Origin of the sequence: Enterococcus cecorum DSM 20682 = ATCC 43198, from assembly GCF_000407565.1 — a bacterium.
In the GTDB taxonomy this organism is placed as follows: Bacteria; Bacillota; Bacilli; order Lactobacillales; family Enterococcaceae; genus Enterococcus_E; species Enterococcus_E cecorum.
On sequence record NZ_ASWI01000004.1, the window covers coordinates 1,141,054 to 1,158,014 of the forward strand.

Annotated in this window: 18 protein-coding genes and 1 pseudogene; 2 read left to right on the forward strand and 17 right to left on the reverse strand. The window is 34.9% G+C overall.

The genetic code is table 11. The features are described 5' to 3' along the window. Window positions 1-131: 131 nt before the first annotated feature. On the reverse strand, window positions 132-1,301 hold the full coding sequence (locus I567_RS11560) for a GBS Bsp-like repeat-containing protein (protein WP_016252410.1): 1,170 nt from the start codon (window positions 1,299-1,301) through the stop codon (window positions 132-134). Between the two features lie 27 nt (window positions 1,302-1,328). On the opposite strand from I567_RS11560, the gene I567_RS11565 reads away from it, so the two are divergent. Beyond that, the gene (locus I567_RS11565; RefSeq protein WP_231482503.1) at window positions 1,329-2,051 is read left to right on the forward strand and encodes a DDE-type integrase/transposase/recombinase; all 723 of its coding nucleotides are present in this window, start codon (window positions 1,329-1,331) and stop codon (window positions 2,049-2,051) included. Window positions 2,052-2,481: 430 nt separating this feature from the next. Here I567_RS11565 and I567_RS11570 read toward each other — a convergent pair whose 3' ends face one another. The 16 genes and pseudogenes from I567_RS11570 to I567_RS13075 form a co-directional block, all read right to left on the reverse strand. Continuing rightward, window positions 2,482-5,406 (reverse strand): GBS Bsp-like repeat-containing protein, encoded by a 2,925-nt coding sequence (locus I567_RS11570; RefSeq protein WP_016252412.1) that lies wholly within the window; start codon window positions 5,404-5,406, stop codon window positions 2,482-2,484. Window positions 5,407-5,554: 148 nt separating this feature from the next. Continuing rightward, window positions 5,555-6,112 carry a ribosome recycling factor gene (gene frr / locus I567_RS11575; protein WP_016252413.1) on the reverse strand — a complete coding sequence of 186 codons (558 nt, stop codon included), beginning with the start codon at window positions 6,110-6,112 and terminating at the stop codon, window positions 5,555-5,557. Window positions 6,113-6,275: 163 nt separating this feature from the next. After that, window positions 6,276-6,998 (reverse strand): UMP kinase, encoded by a 723-nt coding sequence (gene pyrH / locus I567_RS11580; protein ID WP_016252414.1) that lies wholly within the window; start codon window positions 6,996-6,998, stop codon window positions 6,276-6,278. A gap of 134 nt (window positions 6,999-7,132) precedes the next feature. After that, the gene (gene tsf / locus I567_RS11585) at window positions 7,133-8,014 is read right to left on the reverse strand and encodes a translation elongation factor Ts (protein ID WP_016252415.1); all 882 of its coding nucleotides are present in this window, start codon (window positions 8,012-8,014) and stop codon (window positions 7,133-7,135) included. Between the two features lie 120 nt (window positions 8,015-8,134). Next, on the reverse strand, window positions 8,135-8,926 hold the full coding sequence (rpsB, locus tag I567_RS11590; protein WP_016252416.1) for a 30S ribosomal protein S2: 792 nt from the start codon (window positions 8,924-8,926) through the stop codon (window positions 8,135-8,137). 521 nt (window positions 8,927-9,447) lie between these two features. Continuing rightward, window positions 9,448-10,833, reverse strand: a complete 1,386-nt coding sequence (locus tag I567_RS11595; RefSeq protein ID WP_016252417.1) for an ISLre2 family transposase — start codon at window positions 10,831-10,833, stop codon at window positions 9,448-9,450. Between the two features lie 225 nt (window positions 10,834-11,058). Beyond that, window positions 11,059-11,358 carry a BRCT domain-containing protein gene (locus tag I567_RS11605; RefSeq protein ID WP_010709765.1) on the reverse strand — a complete coding sequence of 100 codons (300 nt, stop codon included), beginning with the start codon at window positions 11,356-11,358 and terminating at the stop codon, window positions 11,059-11,061. Between the two features lie 12 nt (window positions 11,359-11,370). Further along, on the reverse strand, window positions 11,371-11,625 hold the full coding sequence (locus I567_RS11610) for a hypothetical protein (RefSeq protein ID WP_010709766.1): 255 nt from the start codon (window positions 11,623-11,625) through the stop codon (window positions 11,371-11,373). A 136-nt stretch (window positions 11,626-11,761) separates the two neighbouring features. Then, complete coding sequence (locus tag I567_RS11615) at window positions 11,762-12,352, reverse strand: hypothetical protein (RefSeq protein ID WP_143139233.1); 591 nt, start codon at window positions 12,350-12,352, stop codon at window positions 11,762-11,764. A gap of 61 nt (window positions 12,353-12,413) precedes the next feature. After that, window positions 12,414-13,208, reverse strand: a pseudogene (locus I567_RS11620) (ParA family protein). Between the two features lie 18 nt (window positions 13,209-13,226). Further along, a complete protein-coding gene (locus I567_RS11625) occupies window positions 13,227-13,892 on the reverse strand; it encodes a DUF2786 domain-containing protein (protein ID WP_016252421.1) in 666 nt (221 codons plus the stop codon). After that, on the reverse strand, window positions 13,882-14,127 hold the full coding sequence (locus I567_RS11630) for a hypothetical protein (protein ID WP_010709771.1): 246 nt from the start codon (window positions 14,125-14,127) through the stop codon (window positions 13,882-13,884). The genes I567_RS11625 and I567_RS11630 overlap by 11 nt, the downstream gene beginning before the upstream one ends. Continuing rightward, window positions 14,124-14,294: a hypothetical protein gene (locus I567_RS12795; protein WP_010709772.1), complete on the reverse strand. Its 171-nt coding sequence runs from the start codon at window positions 14,292-14,294 to the stop codon at window positions 14,124-14,126. The genes I567_RS11630 and I567_RS12795 overlap by 4 nt, the downstream gene beginning before the upstream one ends. A 78-nt stretch (window positions 14,295-14,372) precedes the next feature. Further along, complete coding sequence (locus I567_RS11635) at window positions 14,373-14,903, reverse strand: hypothetical protein (RefSeq protein ID WP_010709774.1); 531 nt, start codon at window positions 14,901-14,903, stop codon at window positions 14,373-14,375. Between the two features lie 277 nt (window positions 14,904-15,180). Continuing rightward, entirely contained in the window at window positions 15,181-15,471 is a 291-nt protein-coding gene (locus tag I567_RS11640; RefSeq protein ID WP_010709775.1) for a hypothetical protein, read from the reverse strand. A 137-nt stretch (window positions 15,472-15,608) separates the two neighbouring features. Then, window positions 15,609-15,794, reverse strand: coding sequence for a hypothetical protein (locus I567_RS13075; RefSeq protein WP_029681101.1), 186 nt, complete (start codon window positions 15,792-15,794; stop codon window positions 15,609-15,611). Window positions 15,795-16,550: 756 nt separating this feature from the next. On the opposite strand from I567_RS13075, the gene I567_RS11650 reads away from it, so the two are divergent. Continuing rightward, window positions 16,551-16,961: ISL3 family transposase (locus I567_RS11650; RefSeq protein WP_016252422.1), on the forward strand; the 411-nt coding region annotated here is incomplete at its 3' end.

Consider the following 16,961-nt stretch of genomic DNA (forward strand, 5'->3'; position numbering starts at 1 on the left):
TAATTATAGCATATTAAAATAAAAAGTATAAAGGATAACATAGTATATCTGTCATCCTTTATACCAATTTTAAGATATTAATTATCTAACTATTTAATAGTAATTGCATTTCCTGCATATTCTTGATTAAATTATGCAACTGTAATCCAATGAATTGCTCCACGTGAATAAGTTTTATTTTTTCCGCGTGAACCAGGGCCATCAGAAGCTCGCATATAAAGTGGATCATGTACTTTGAATTTACCATCTTTATAGCCTACAATTACTTTACAGTGATTACGATTATAATCTCCAGGAACTTGATATCCAGAAAAACCGTAATAAAGAACTGGTTGACCATTTAATATAGTATCAATAATCTTTTGTGTTGATGATCCAGAAATATCATAAACAGCATTTGTCCATTTATGTGCATGTCTAACTAATCCAGAAGGTTTAATTACAAATCCAAAACCTGCACCAGTATAAACATCACCTAATTGTCCATCTTTATTTGCTGGATACATAGGTAATGTATCTTGAGCATATTTTAGGTCAACATGAATACCACGAGATTCAATTAACATCGCCATTGCAGCAGAAGCACAACCCCATGGTGCAAATACTGGTCTATATTGACTAATCCAAGGAACATTTGTCATCTCAATTCGATTGTAAGTTCCAGTAAGACCAATAGGCGCTATAACTTTTTTGTATTCTTTATTCAAGTTATTTATCATGTACGCATGGACTGAATATTTTCCGTTATTATAGTGATGATTTTTTACATTAATTGATGCTTTAAATTTATTAGTTCCAACTTTTGTAGCAGAATACCATACTAAATCACTCTGGTTAGAATTGTGCCAAACTGGAATCCTAACGTTTTTAACACCTGAATTAGATCTAGTATACACAACTACATCAAAAGTACCTTTATTTTGGTTAACGTTTATTATTTCAGCAGATAGGTCATCAGTCACTAAGTTTGCAGAAACTTTTGTTAACGGTAAAACTATACCATGATATTTTCCGTTATTTCCATACATGTAAACATGCGTATTATACATTCCAGTGTTAAATTGATGATTACCATAATTCATATGCACAATATAGCTTCCATCAGCTTGCTTACTTGCCTTGTACCACTTAATATCATTTTGTTTTTTATCTGACCATATTGGCACTAAGATTTCTCTTATCCCCGAATCGATTTGCCCTTTGACAATTACATCATAGCTACCTTTGTCTTGATTAATATTTTTAATCTCACTTCCATTGAAACTGTGGTTGACTTGCGTAAAATCTATTCTTCCCCACAAGTATTAGGTCTTATTCTCACTTATCATGTGAACTATGGCCTTTCCGCAGAGAAGACAGCTGCCCTAATGTATGATGTTCATCAAGTCAAAATTTCCGGCCAGACGATACGTAATTACGCTCGTTCTGTCGGTGCTCATATGCAGCCTTTTACGACTTACTATCCGTATCAGTTATCCGACCAGTTGTGTGGAGACGAAACCTATATTCGCGTGCTAGGTTCTTGGAATTATATCTACTTTTTCTTTGATACGAAAAACAAGATTATTCTATCTCATCGATATTCACCTAATCGCGATACACAGACTGCCATCAAAGCCATTTATGATGTCATCAAGGATATTTCTGAAAATCTTAATCTTGTGGTTGATGGAAATCCTATTTATTTACTTGCACAACAGTATTTCCAACGTCACGGCATTGATTTTGATGTCACACAAGCTATCGGACTAACCAATGAAGATCCAGTATCCAAGGAATATCGTCCATTAAAGCAGATAGTAGAGCGTTTAAATCGTACATTTAAAGCCAACTATAAGCCTTTAGGTGGTTTCGGTTCAGAGTCTGGCGCAATTGCACAGACTGTTCTTTTTAGCACATTCTTCAACTTTTTACGGCCGCATTCTGCCCTAGAAAAAGGACGTATTCCTGTACAGCTTGAGGAGCTAAATCAGTGTCAAGATATGCCCTCAAAATGGATAAAACTTATACAGCTAGCTAGCGAATTTAAATACGAGCTTCCAGCAAGCTAAATGGCTTTCTTTCGGTATCGAGAGTCCTGAAAAAGAATCGCTTTATACACCCTTGACAATTCTGCCAAGCCCAAACTCGTGAGAGGGGCTTGGGGATAAAATGGCTTAAAATGGGCCGTGCAAGAGTGAACTTTGTCATGCTTTCTTTCGTATATCGGGTCACCCTGTGCTTAAAAGGCAAGCCATTTTACAGAATTAGTCAAGGGCGATTCGTCAAAATAAGACCCTTCGAATTAAATGACAAACATAAAAATTGTTTACTCGTTCAATAATATTTGTTTTTCATAGAACTTTTTGAATTACCCATATAATGATTACACCTATATTTTATTCAATATACACGTAATTTTTTAGGGGATAGCTCAAAAATAAAAAAAAACAGGTATTCTATTTGATTTCTAATCAAACAGAATACCTGTTTAACAATTAACTATTCTGTACCCATACTAAATAGATAAACTTTAGAATATGGTGTACCAGAATAAATATGGCTTATCTTATTAATCTCCATTTGATGCCAAATTTGATTGTGTCCTGGGTAATCACCCCAATAAATACCAATATGACAATCATATGCATAATAAGAGTAATCAGGTTCAAAATAAATTAAATCACCTTTTTGAGCTTTTTTGCTTCTCAACAAATCATTTACGTTATTAAATGTATAATAACGCACAGTTTTTGTAAGTGCATCACGCCAGTTATATGCGTTAGCCGCTCCGCCAAAAGCATTTGCTAATCTAGTAACTTTGGATAAATCTCCACCAGAATTTCTAATTACAGTTGCCACAAATCCTGTACAATTCATTCCAACTCCAGGACGCATAAATAATGCTGCATTATTTGAACTTAGACCTCTAAATGGCGTACCTAAATAATATCTATCATGACGATGTTTATTAAGTTCATTGATAATCTTTTCACGAGAAGTACCTAGATAATTAACTTTTCTTGAAGCATAATTTCCGGTTAAGTTAACATCACCAACAATAATAAAATATTCCTTACCATTCGATGCTGTTGAATAAGCATGTACATGATAATTACCACTTGCATAACTATGATTTTTTATATCGAATGTAACTTTATAAGTATAATCATTTATCCATACCGCTTGATACCATTTGATGTCACTTTGATCTGACTTATGCCAGATTGGAACCTTAACATTTTTTACAGTATTTCTAGAAAATGTATAAATATATACTTCAAAAGTGCCCTTTTGCTGATTAATATTTTTAATTTCACCTGATAGCGCTTCTGTAATCTCGGATGCAGATAAATAAAAACTATTTAAAGCAATTGATTTTTTATTTCCGCAATTTCCATACATATACACATGTGTTGTATACGTTCCACGATTGTATTTATGGTTCGCGATACTCATGTGAACAACATAACTACCATCAACTTGTTTACTTGCTTTGTACCACTTGATATCATTTTGATCTTTTGCTGACCATATTGGTACTAGAATTTCCTTAATTCCTGAATCAATTTGACCTTTAATGACTACATCATAGCTGCCTTTGTTTTGATTAATATTTTTAATTTCGGCATCTAACTTCGTATGGATATCTGGCAATGCTGTATTACCTACAACCATTCCATGTTGTTTTCCATTATTACCATACATATATACATGTGTTGTATACGTACCACGGTTATATTTGTGGTTTGAGATATTCATATGCACAACATAGCTACCATCAGCTTGCTTGTTTGCTTCGTACCATTTGATATCTTTTTGATTTTTATCAGACCAGATTGGTACTAAAATTTCTCTTACTCCAGAATCAATCTGACCTTTGATGACTACATCAAAGCTACCTTTATCTTGATTAATATTTTTAATTTCGGCATCTAATTTCGTATGGATATCTGGCAATACTGTGTTACCTACAACCATTCCATGTTGTTTTCCATTATTACCATACATATATACATGTGTTGTATAAGTTCCACGATTGTATTTATGATTGGCAATATTCATATGGACAATATAGCTACCATCAGCTTGTTTACTTGCTTTATACCATTTGATATCCTTTTGGTTTTTATCGGACCAAATTGGTACTAAGATTTCCTTAACGCCAGAATCAATTTGGCCTTTAATAACTACGTCATAACTACCTTCGTCTTGATTTACATTTTTAATCTCGGCATCTAATTTGGTATTTACATCTGGTAATGTTGTGTTACCTACAACCATTCCATGTTGTCTTCCGTTATTACCATACATGTATACATGTGTGGTATACGTTCCACGATTGTACTTATGGTTCGCAATATTCATATGCACAACGTAGCTCTCATCAGCTTGCTTTTCAGCTTTATACCATTTAATATCATTCTGACTTTTTGAAGACCAAATTGGAACTAAAATTTCTCTAATTCCGGAGTTAATTTGACCATTAATGACTACGTCATATGTTCCTTTTGCGATATTTATATTATTAATTTCTGCCTCTAATTTTGTTTTGACATCAGGCAAATTGATATCATTAACTACAATAGCCTTACCTGTATGGTCATTATTATACATATACACATGTGTATGATAAATCCCACGACGATAGTTATGATTAGCAATGTTCATATGCACTAAATAGCTTCCATCAGCTTGTTTAACTGCATCATACCACTTAATATCACTTTGATCTTTTGCTGACCAGATTGGAACTTTCACATGATGAATTCCCGAGCTACTACTTCCATAAACAATTACATCGTAACTTCCTGTTGATGTATTTACATTCTGAATTTTAGCACTCAATTTCGTTTCACGAGGTTCAATAGTAGTATCATCTAAAACAGTTTTAATATCATGTTTTTTGTCGTTAGAATATACATAGACATGGGTATGATAAGTTGCTCGATGATATTGATGTTCAGAAAAATTCATATGAACAATCCATGTACCATCAGCTTGTAATTTTGCTTCATACCATTTGATATCTTTTTGCTGTGCATCTGACCAGATTGGAACAAATACATTTTTAATGCCTGACTGTACATTTTCATTCACTTTTACAACGACATCGTAGGTACCATTTTCTTGGTTTACATTTTTGATCGTACCTTCAATTGGTTTAATGACTTGAACAGCAGTTTGTGCTGCTACTTCATCAGCACTATTTGCTGAACTACTTTGAGTTGTTGTCGTTTCTGTTGACATAGCACTTGTTTCCGTAGATTCCGTTTCAGGTGCACTTGAGCTACTTGAAAGTGTCACTGTTGAACCAGTTGTTGTATTCATTGTTTGGGTTTCATCAGCAAAATTATTTGTTGCTAAAAACAATGATAATGTTGCTGCACATACACTAAAAGTAATCCATTTTTTTGATTTTTTCATTTTCCCACTCCTAAAATCAATAAAAATATATGTAAAATTTTATCGAAGTTATACCCTATTTTTTCAGGTGTAAGTAAATAACTATAATTATTTATTGGCAAAAAATATACACGGTCTTGATTCGAAAAGAAGACAAGACCATGTATAATTATACTTCTAATAATTCTTTTTCTTTGTCACTAGCAATCTTATCTAGCTCTTTGATACTCTTATCTGTTAAGTCTTGAATATCTTTTTCAGCTGAACGCAAGTCATCTTCAGTTATTTCACTATTCTTTTGTTGTTTCTTATATTCATCGATTGCATCACGACGAATGTTACGAATAGCAACTTTTGCTTGTTCAGCTTCTTTTTTCACTTCTTTTGCTAATTCTTTACGACGTTCTTCTGTAAGTTGCGGAATGACTAAGCGAATTACATTACCATCGCTTGTTGGTGTAATTCCCAAATCAGAAGCTAATAATGCTTTTTCTACTTCTTGAACCATTGATTTATCAAATGGTGTAATCATCAATACACGTGCTTCAGGAATAGTGATTGATGCCATTTGGTTTAATGGAGTAGGTACCCCATAATAAGTTACTTGAACTCGGTCTAATAATGAAGCATTTGCACGTCCAGCACGAATTTGACCTAAATTGCGTTGTAAGTTTTCGGCTGCTTTATGCATTTTGTCTTTTGCTTCGTTAAAAATTGCGTCTGCCATAATAATCTCCTCTTATCTATATTATCTTGGTGACTGAAATCCACCACTCAACTAAATTTTATCACAAAACGTATTTGAACGCTATGAAAATTTAAATGATTGTTATCAAAAAAAGCCTCTCCCACTAGCAAAAGTAGGAAGGCTTAATCTTAGTAAACGAAACTTATTTTCCTTTAACTGTAGTACCGATATTTTCGCCCATGATTGCCCGACGAATATTACCAGGTTGGTTCAAGTTAAAGACTACTAATGGGATATCATTATCCATACTTAGTGAACTAGCTGTAGAATCCATTACTTGAAGTCCTTTAGCAATAACTTCAAGGTGTGTTAATTTCTCAAACTTAACTGCATTTTCATCTAATTTAGGATCAGCAGAATAAACACCGTCTACATTATTTTTCGCCATTAAAATAACGTCAGCATTGATTTCAGCTGCACGTAAAGCTGCGGTTGTATCTGTTGAGAAGTATGGATTACCCGTACCACCAGCAAAAATGACCACACGATTTTTTTCTAAATGACGTTCAGCACGACGTCGAATATATGGTTCTGCAATTTGACGCATTTCGATTGAAGTTTGTACACGAGTTGGTACCCCTTCATTTTCAAGGGTATCTTGTAAAGCCAATGCGTTCATCACAGTTGCTAACATGCCCATATAGTCAGCCTGTGCACGTTCCATTCCCATTTGCGCACCAATTTGTCCACGCCAAATATTTCCACCACCGACTACAATTGCTAATTCAACACCTAAATCATGAACTTCTTTTAATTCTTTCACGATTTCTTTAATCGTTGGAGGATTAATACCAAAGCCTTTTTCACCAGCTAGAGCTTCTCCACTTAATTTCAAAATGACACGTTTATATTTAGGTTCAACCATTTTAATTCCTCCTGACTAAAAAAATTACTCGACTAATTATAGCATATAATCCAGTAAAACCAATCGATTCACTGAAATTTTCCAAAAAAAAGGAGCGCATAATAATCTATGCGTTCCTATTTAAATGAATGAGCTTATTGTTTAATTTGGCTCATAACTTCTTCTACAAAGTTATCAACGCGTTTTTCGATACCTTCACCAACTTCAAAACGAGTGAATGAAGCAACTTTAGCGCCTTTGTCAGCAACAAATTTACCAACAGTCATATCAGGATCTTTAACGAATGGTTGGTCAACTAATGCAATTTCAGCTTTGAATTTCTTCAAGCGACCTTCAACCATTTTTTCAACGATGTTAGCTGGTTTTCCTTCATTTAATGCTTGTTCAGTAAGGATAGCTTTTTCGTGATCTAATTCTGATTGAGGAATTTGACTTTCATCAACATAACGAGGATTGATAGCTGCTACGTGCATTGCAACGTCACGAGCTACAGTTTCATCAGTTGTTCCTTCTAAAACAGTTAATACAGCGATACGTCCGCCCATGTGTAAGTAACCACCAAATGCATCGTTGTCACCTTTTTCTACTACATGGAAACGACGGAAGCTAATTTTTTCACCGATAACTTGAGTAGCTTCAATTAAAGTAGCTTCTAATGTACCCTTAGATGCTTCTAATTTTAATGCTTCTTCCATGTTAGCTGGACGATGTTCTGCCATTAATTCAGCGATTTCTTTAACTAAGTTTTGGAACATTTCGTTTTTAGATACGAAGTCAGTTTCTGAGTTAACTTCTACGATTGCAGCCACGTTACCTTTAATCGCAACAGAAGCTAAACCTTCAGCAGCGATACGGTCGCTCTTCTTAGCAGCTTTAGCCATCCCTTTTTCACGTAATAAATCAATTGCTTTTTCGATAACACCTTCTGTTTCTACTAAAGCTTTTTTAGCATCCATCATCCCTACGCCTGTCATATCGCGTAGTTCTTTAACTAGTTTAGCAGTAATTTGACCCATTTTGATAAATTCCTCCTATTTCATTTCAAAAAAATTATTTTGCTTTTAAAAAAAGCTGCTTCAAAGGAGAGTGAGGCTCCTCACTTAGCCCTTGAAAACAGCTCCATTTTGTACATCTAATTATTCAGCTGATGCGTTGTCGCCTTCAACTACTTCAACGATTTCTTCGATTGAAGTTGCGTTTTCTTCTGTTGTTTCGAATAATACTTCTTCAACAACTTCTTGGTCTTCACCTTGGTTACCTTCGATGAAAGCATCTGCCATTTTAGCTGTAATTAATTTAACCGCACGAATTGCATCGTCATTTGATGGGATAACTACGTCGATTTCATCTGGATCGCAGTTTGTATCAACCATTGCTACGATTGGGATATTTAATTTACGAGCTTCTTGAACAGCAATGCGTTCCTTACGAGGGTCTACGATGTACATTACATCAGGAATACGTGGCATTTCAGCGATACCACCTAAGAATTTTTCTAAGCGTTCACGTTCTTTGTTTAAGCCAGCAACTTCTTTTTTAGGAAGTACTTCAAAAGTTCCGTTTTCTTCCATTTCGTTGATAGCTTTTAAGCGGCCAATACGTTTTTGGATAGTATCCCAGTTAGTTAAAGTACCACCTAACCAACGATGGTTTACATAGTACTGACCAGCACGGATAGCTTCATCTTTAATTGCTTCTTGAGCTTGTTTTTTTGTACCAACGAACAATGCAATACCGCCATCTTCAGCGATTTCTTTCATGTATTCGTAAGCTGCATCTACTAATTTAACTGTTTTTTGTAAGTCAATAATGTAGATTCCATTTCTTTCTGTGAAGATGTATTTCTTCATTTTTGGGTTCCAGCGACGTGTTTGATGACCAAAGTGTACGCCGGCTTCAAGCAATTGTTTCATTGAGATAACTGCCATGTTTAAATTCCTCCAATTTGGTTTTTCTTTCTTCTTCTTATCTTTAACCTTGCTGGCAAACTATTACTAGCACCTACCAACAATCCAATAAGAATGTATGTTTAGTGTGAATGCCACACCCTTGTTAGTATACACTATACTAATATTAAAATGCAATAGAAACACATAATTTGTATGTGTCTGTAATTTTCCCGGAAGCTCTTTTCTCCCGTAAAAATTAATTTTAGATTAAAAATGCACTGTGTGTGCACTTTGTATCTATTGTTATTTTATTTACTTTTGATTATTTTCTTTATCGATTTCTTCCCTTTTACTTTAACATATTTCACTCTTTTTGCAAGAGAGAAGTTAGAAAAAAATCTCTAACTGTTTTATTTTATAAACAAATAATTGACATTTAGTCTTGAAAATAGCTCAAAAACAAGGTAAAATTAATCTGTAAAAATTAATTTTAGATTTAGATTAGTCGCAGTGCATGACTAGTCTGCGTGGCTCTTTGTTTCTTTACAAAGAGTCTTTTTTTAGTTTTCATTTCCTTTATACCAATCCAATCGCTCTTTAGTTTGTTTTGAAGGTTTATGATAGTTTATGGCATAGTTTTTTATATTGTCTACTTTTTGCCGTTCATCCTCGAAAAAGTGATTTGGGCACTTTCCTAACTCTGCCACCAATCGATCATCCAACGCAAACGCTTCTTTCCACTTCTCTAAAAAGATTTCTTTTAGTGTACCATTGCGTTTTGTGGTCAATAACGAAGCCATTGCCTCTAAACCTTTTCCCCAATACTTACTATTGCGTTTCATCCGGAAGGTCAAGATTCGGTGTAGACTCTCCATAATACCGATTCCTTGTTTTTCACCTGATAACTCGCGCAAGTGATACGGCTTGATAATTTTCCAAATTCGCCGCAAATACGCTCTTAACTTTTTGACATGAGTTTCTTGTTCTTTGGTTTCTACATGCGATTCTAGTGTATCTAAGGCACATTGCAAATCTCTAGTAGAATAATTATTGATTGCATTCTGAAAAACAGAAATTAATTCTGGTACAAAGACACGTTGCTCTAATTTTAATGAGATATGATAACGATCTAAAAAGTGTTCATGTCCTTTTACTACTGGCAAAAGACTTTTAAACGTTTTTTGGCTATACCCTTTTCCACCGTCTGAATTGGTCACAATAACGGTGTTTTTCAAATCATAGGTACGATACAAATAATTTTCTACATGATTCAATGTTTTCTGATGACCTAAACCGACAAATTGTTTGAGGTTTTTAGCCATTTTCCGTTGACCGTTTGTCTCTATTCCTTCGTGAACGATAAAATGTGCCAATTCTTTGTTTGTTCCATCTTTGCCACCTACAAACACACCATCACCTTCGATATAAAGATAGTCCACTTTACACTTTCCTTCTGTGCCATATTCTTCTAGATACGCTTCATGTTCTTTGTATTTTGTCTCGTATTCATGAACAACTTTCATGACGGTATCTTTTGAGGCTTGAACATTACCAACCACCTCAATCAATTCTGACGCCTTCCGGTAAGAAGTTACCATACTTAACTCTGCCAAGGCGTATTTTGTTCGTAAGGAATAGCGATCATATCTCTCTAAACCAAGCAAATTATCAATCGGGTAAATAATGTGTCCGTTTCTTTCAACCGATTTTCTTGTATACGTAAGCACGCCAAACAAGAACTGCACACTACGTTCGACAGCTTTTCCAACGGTATATCCTTTCACTTGATAACTTTGAATCAATTGTGGCTCTTGCCAATTGATCCATGATTGAATAACACGATTCATGAGATTAGAAGAGTAATTCATTAATTGTTTCTCTTTCTCTAAACCATCGTTGTCGGTGCGTAAAATTTCATGTAAGTCTGTCAAAAAAGCGGCAAACATATTCTTCTTGTCCTTTCTGTATTCATTACTTATGTATTACCAGGTAAAACTTAGACCTGGCAGGTTGTTTTGTGCATCGGTCCGATCATTTCAAGTAATACTTGTAAAAGTTCTTCCGGCGTATAATTTTCAAGTAAGCTTTTTAACATCTCTTCTAATTGCCTACGTTCTGTTCGAGATAACTCAGACTGTGTTAATACATTGTTGATATGTGATAAAAAACTTTCATTTGTCATGGGTAAATTTCCTTTCTGATTCGATCTTCTGGTATTTTGAAAGCTGTTCGATACACAACCGCAAAAACGTCTCTTCTGATATGATTTTCACCTGTTTTTTCAGGGCTTGTTTTCTTTTCAGTGATTCTCCAAAATCAAACAGCGTTACTGGTTGTTTGCCAGCAACTAAGTAAGTTGTTTCTTTCGTGACTGACTGTTGAACGCGACTACCTAAAGCAAGCACTAACTGTTGTGCTTGTTTGCGCGTAAAACAGTCCAATGTTCCGGTAAACACAAAGACCTCATTCATTTTTCCTACCTCCTATAATTGACGAATCAACGCTGTAAAAAATGCGGAAGCATTCGGGCGCCCTTGGGGAGTAACATAACCTGCTTGTTTTGCTAATTCATTTAATTTTTCTCGATCAGAAGGATACAAAGAAAACATATAATCTTTCTTCTGCTCTTTTTCTTGATTCGCCATCTTTTTTATCGCATTGGAGGGCTGAACAATATTTTTGGTCATTTCTTGCTTTCTTGTAGTAACTTTTTGTTGAATGACTTCAAAGTGATTCATGCGATCAATTCCTTTCTCTTTATAGTCATTGTAATCTGTTTAATCATTTTTTTAACAAGTTCATTTTATTTTTTATCTATTTATCTACAAATAAGAACCTTCTGTAATAGATGGAAAAAAGTTTTTCTCTTTTTATTTATTTCTTCCAATCCTGTTTTGTCCCAATAAGCTCCCCATAATCTAATCGAAAAATTCCATATTCTAGTCTAGAAAAAATTAATTCATCCAAATGCTTTCCTAAACTAGTAATTAACTTAGTAAATGTTAATGATCGTTCAGATTGATTTTTGGGAAATGGAAGGGATTCTGAACTGCTGATTAGAACAGCAACTTTCACCTGATTTCCTTCTTGTTCTAATACAAAATAATCTTTAAAACAAACAGAAATTAAAGTCATTCGTTTTAAATCAAAATAGTAATAAGCTGTTCCTTTGTTCATTTCTAATTCATATAAGCAATCATACCATCCACATCGACTATCAAATACACCATAAGCAATCGTCAAAATTTTTTCTGATTGTTCACTAGTTAAGCTGATTCTTGTACTCTTTTCTTCTAAAAACTCTAACTCTTCTGCACTAATCAAAAGATTAACACCTTCCATCATCTCCCAATAAGCATATTGCATACCTATTATTTTATCTGGATACATTTTTTCTAAATATTCCTTTTGTCTGCATATCTCACAACTACATGATTTTTCCTTCAAATTTTTTCCTCTTTTCATCTTTTCTATTTTCCATAGGGATTTTCCATAGGGATTTAGGAGGCATTGCTTCGCTCGCCTCCTAATCACCATCAATACAAGTTTTGATCTTATCTAACAATTCATACGTTTGCTTCTTGAACTCCTGGTATTGTTTTTGTTGGTACTTTTCTTGTTCAAATAAGTCTAATAAAGAAATACGCTGTAAACTAGCTTCGTTGAATGCGGTACGATCCTGGAAATAACCTAAAAACATATCATTTCCTGAAATAATTTGTTTGAATTGCCGAGAAACGTCGGTATTATGCGCAATTTGGTTTCCTATATAGCGTACCTCCGCATGAACATAGCTTTTTCCAGTAAACACATCTGTTAATTCATTCGCTAGATACTCGATATGTCCATTTAAGTTTAGGAGTGCTTCGAAACCGTCTGCGCTTGGATCAGACACACCTAAAACGAGATCAGAAGCTGCTAACATATTATTCGTGATAATATTGCTATCGTTTCGTGTATCGATTACAACATACGCATACTTCTTGAATGTATCAAATTGGCGTAAATAGCTACTAAAGATCAAGGTATTGTTGATTCGCTGAATCAATTCCGTATTTACTAGCTCTAATTCAGCTGTACCTGCCACTAAATCCAACTGCTCTCTTACTGCCATTGGGACCACTTCTTGACGTCTAAATAATCGTGTCAATTCTGCTTATTCCTCGATTTCTTCGGTAAACCGTTTTGTTGCATTTCCGCTTTCGTCGGAATCAATCAAGCATGTCTGGCCAAATCGTGAAAGATATACTGCTAACATACAAGATACACTTGTTTTTCCTGTACCGCCTTTTTTATTGTTTACTGCAATATACTTTGTCATTGTTTTCCCCTCTCTTTATTATTGATATTCTAGGCGTTCCTTTTGTCTTAATTGTTTTCCTTCTCGTACGCCTTCCTGAAATGCTCCCAGATCTTTTATTTTCTGAGATATGTCTTTTCCTGATACTAGCGATAATTCGTTAAACTCTTTTTGTACATATTCTGGTACTTGCAATGCCAATTCATACCCATTTGTTTTTACTTGTTCCCAGAACTGTTCCTGCAATCCTGCAAGATATCCTTGAATATAATCTTGCTTTAACTGCCATTTTCGTTTTCTTTTTCGCTTGATTTCTGGCCGTTGCATGTACGTTCTTGCACAATAAGCAATACTACCTTTCGCAAAATGAAACGTAATATCCGCAATTTCTACATCTGATTTTGTTCCTAAAAAATGCAATTCAACTGGTGTACCTGCTACATAGTAATATTTCACGCGAAAATTCCAATAAATAACTCCTGCTAAGAGATATACCCATTTCTGCGGCTTTCCTTGATAGACAACAAAATCAACCACTTTCTCTTCAAAAGAAGATTGTTCACAATCAAATAGTTGTTCTTCAGATACTCCGTAAGCAAGCATTAACTCTTGTGCTTTAGCTAATGCACTCATGGATTCTTCGTCATTTGCATCATTCGCTAAAGCTAAAAGCTTTTGAATTTTCATAAATCGTTTATCGCTCATTTTTTATCCTCCTTCCTTGAATACCAAATGTTTTCATCACTTGATATTCTGCTCGAATCATTCGTTCAAGTGTATGAGCTGGAAAATACCTCATGTTACTTTCTGCTCGATCTCTTGCGACAATCTCCTTCCACATTTCTTTCACTTCTCTTGAGACTAAGCAATCAATTCTTACTTTTTCTTCCACATGTGGAGCTTTTACCTTCACATGTGGACTTGAATCATCTTTTTTCATTTAGAAAACTCCCTTCTTTCTTCTACTTCATACTTATACATATACTCGTCCCAGGACAAAAACAAATAAATGAATAAACTAGCAAACAGTCCTAGTTGAATCATGCCAGGTAATAATCGTGTAACCATCCCTACTAAAATAAGTGCAACAATTAATCGTTTATTCATCTTGAAATTTCACTCCTTTGATAGACTCGGTGATAATTTTGTTCGATACTTCTTTTCCATCGATTTCCCTCCCTTGGGTCATTTTCTTTTCATTCCTGCATAAAAACCGGCACAATCTATCTCAAATCGTTTTTTTAATACGTTTAAACAATAGTCTTGTCTTTTTTTCGACTGACGAATATTTAACTCTTGATATCCATATATGCCAGGGCAATTATTTTTGAACATTTGGCTTGCTAAGTACCTTTCACGCTTCAAAATAAACCGATAATCTTCTTCTGTGTATTCACTAGCTTTCAATAACCCGCTACTTTTTACATCATTTAAGTAGTATTCAAGAAAATCTTGTTCTGAGATCACTCGTTCGTTTTCCTGAAACAACTCTGAACGATTGATTCCCCATTCTTCAAAATACTCCATCAACACATGATAGTCTGGTTTACGTTTGTGCTTGGCTACGTAACAATCATATTCTTGTACCGCAAACAAATACTCATTATGCAAAAGATTCAAGGAGCGCCGACTCGTCAAATCACATTCAGGATATAGACGAGTCACACCTGTTTTAATGATTTCAATATAACGATCAACATACTCCTCCAATTCCATCATTTCACCTCTAAATAAAGACTTTTTTCTAAGAAAGGCGTTCAAACTGCCTTGTGCCTCGTATTAATTGATACTTACTTTTACAGCTGGGACATTCCCAAATATAGGTTGGATAGAAATTTCCTCTACTTCTTCTTATTTGGTGTTCTGCCAACTCGGAACAATCATATTTTATATGGCTTGGCGGCCAATGATGGTGCTGATTAAACTGATTGACTGGAATCAAATATCTCCCATTAAAACACTCGCGATTTGAAAATTGATACATCTTTCTCCCTCATTTCTTCATAGCATCTTCATACCGATCAAAAATATGGACTTTTTCGATCGGTAGTTTTCCAGTTTGTTTTTCGATCAGTTTGGGCAAGATTGTTTTTAACCATTTTTGATCTGACACATAGTCCGGGAAATTGCCGATCGTAGTAAGCACTGTATCATCTGTTGTAAAATCAACGAGCAAAATATTTTTGTAAGGTGGAATACTCGCAACATAATTAATGATATTTTCATTTGTATTCTCAAAAGATCCAATATAGGTAAACTCGTGGTAAATATCTATCAAACCCATCTTTTTCCCTCCCATCCTTTTATAGAACGATTCGCGTATTAATGTTCTTTGGGTTCAATACTTCATCATCAGTAAACAAAATCATCTCTACTATTTGAAGGCTACCGTTAAAATCTTTGAAAGGGGGAAAATCCCCCTTAATAATAGCTACTTTCATATACTGGTTGACCATCATAGCGATAGAAAGTGTCCCAACTGCGATTACCATATAACTCATTAGGGTATAGTGCTGAATTGATTCGTTTTCTAACAATGCTGTCTTTTGTTCTTGCGAGCGGATAATCAATAAACTCATTTGGTATGGGCGCAGTCGTTCCACTCATTGAGGTATATGTTTTGACAGTCTGCTTTTTTAATGGTCGAAACCAGGCGGTTTTTTCCGTTAATTTCACGATCTGCCAGAAAGTAACATTGGTTTGTTCATAGCCCCAGGAGCTATAAAAGATGTCTCCGACTTGATATGGTGTGTTTTTTGTTTGTGTGATCATAGTTGACTCCTCCTAAAAATAAAGTTTTTTATTTTTTTGAAAGTTGTTCTTCCCTCCAACCTTTTCGGTGGAGGGAGTTGGCTAGGGTGTTAGGGGCAAAGCCCCTAAGGTTTTGATTTGAGTGACTTTCATAGTCAGCTGAAAGATTAAGAAAAGGTATTCTGTTGTCAAAGATCAAAAGTGAAAATTCTGATTAGATTTTCTTTTCGTGCGTCGGTCGTTTGGCATAACCGGCTCGAAACCATGTTCTGACGATTGCCAAGGGCGCGCAGCGTGCATTTTACCCTTGGCGATTGACAGGTTATGGTTTAGGTTATACTAGCCAAATGACTGATGCATGAATTAGAAAATCTTCTGACTTTTCACTTCTTTGACAACAGAATACCTTGATCCTATTCATAGCTTGAAAATCATTCAAATATTAGGAGCTTACTCAAAGCTTTACAATAAGTGGTTCTATAATATTTTGTGTTGGTGGAAAATCGAAGGCGATTTTCTACTAACACTTTTTCTTCGTTTCAACTCAAAAAGAGACTCACTTTTGGTAAAATTTAGTCGACCAAAACGTCATCCTACCAAAGGAGTCTCTCAATGGATAATCATACTAGAAAATTACTCGGATTAACAGATAAACATTTATTTTTTGATGAAGAATGGCTGATTGAAAAAGAATATAAAGGCGTTCAAGCGCAGTTTATTAAAGGAAAATTGGATGACTCTCCTTCCTATTGTGAACACTGTCGATCGGTTCGTATTATCCGCAACGGTTCCTATACGACACGCACTCAGATGTTGAAAGTCAAAGAAAAGTTGACTATTTTAGAATTAAAACGTACCCGTTTTCTCTGCCATGATTGTGGAAGGACCTTTTCTGCGAAAACGGACTTAGTTGATGAACATCATCAACTAACAAAGGAACTGAAGCAGGCAATTCTCATGGAACTGTACGAAAATCAATCACGTAAACTAATCGCTAAGAAGTACTTCGTCTCGGATGGGACA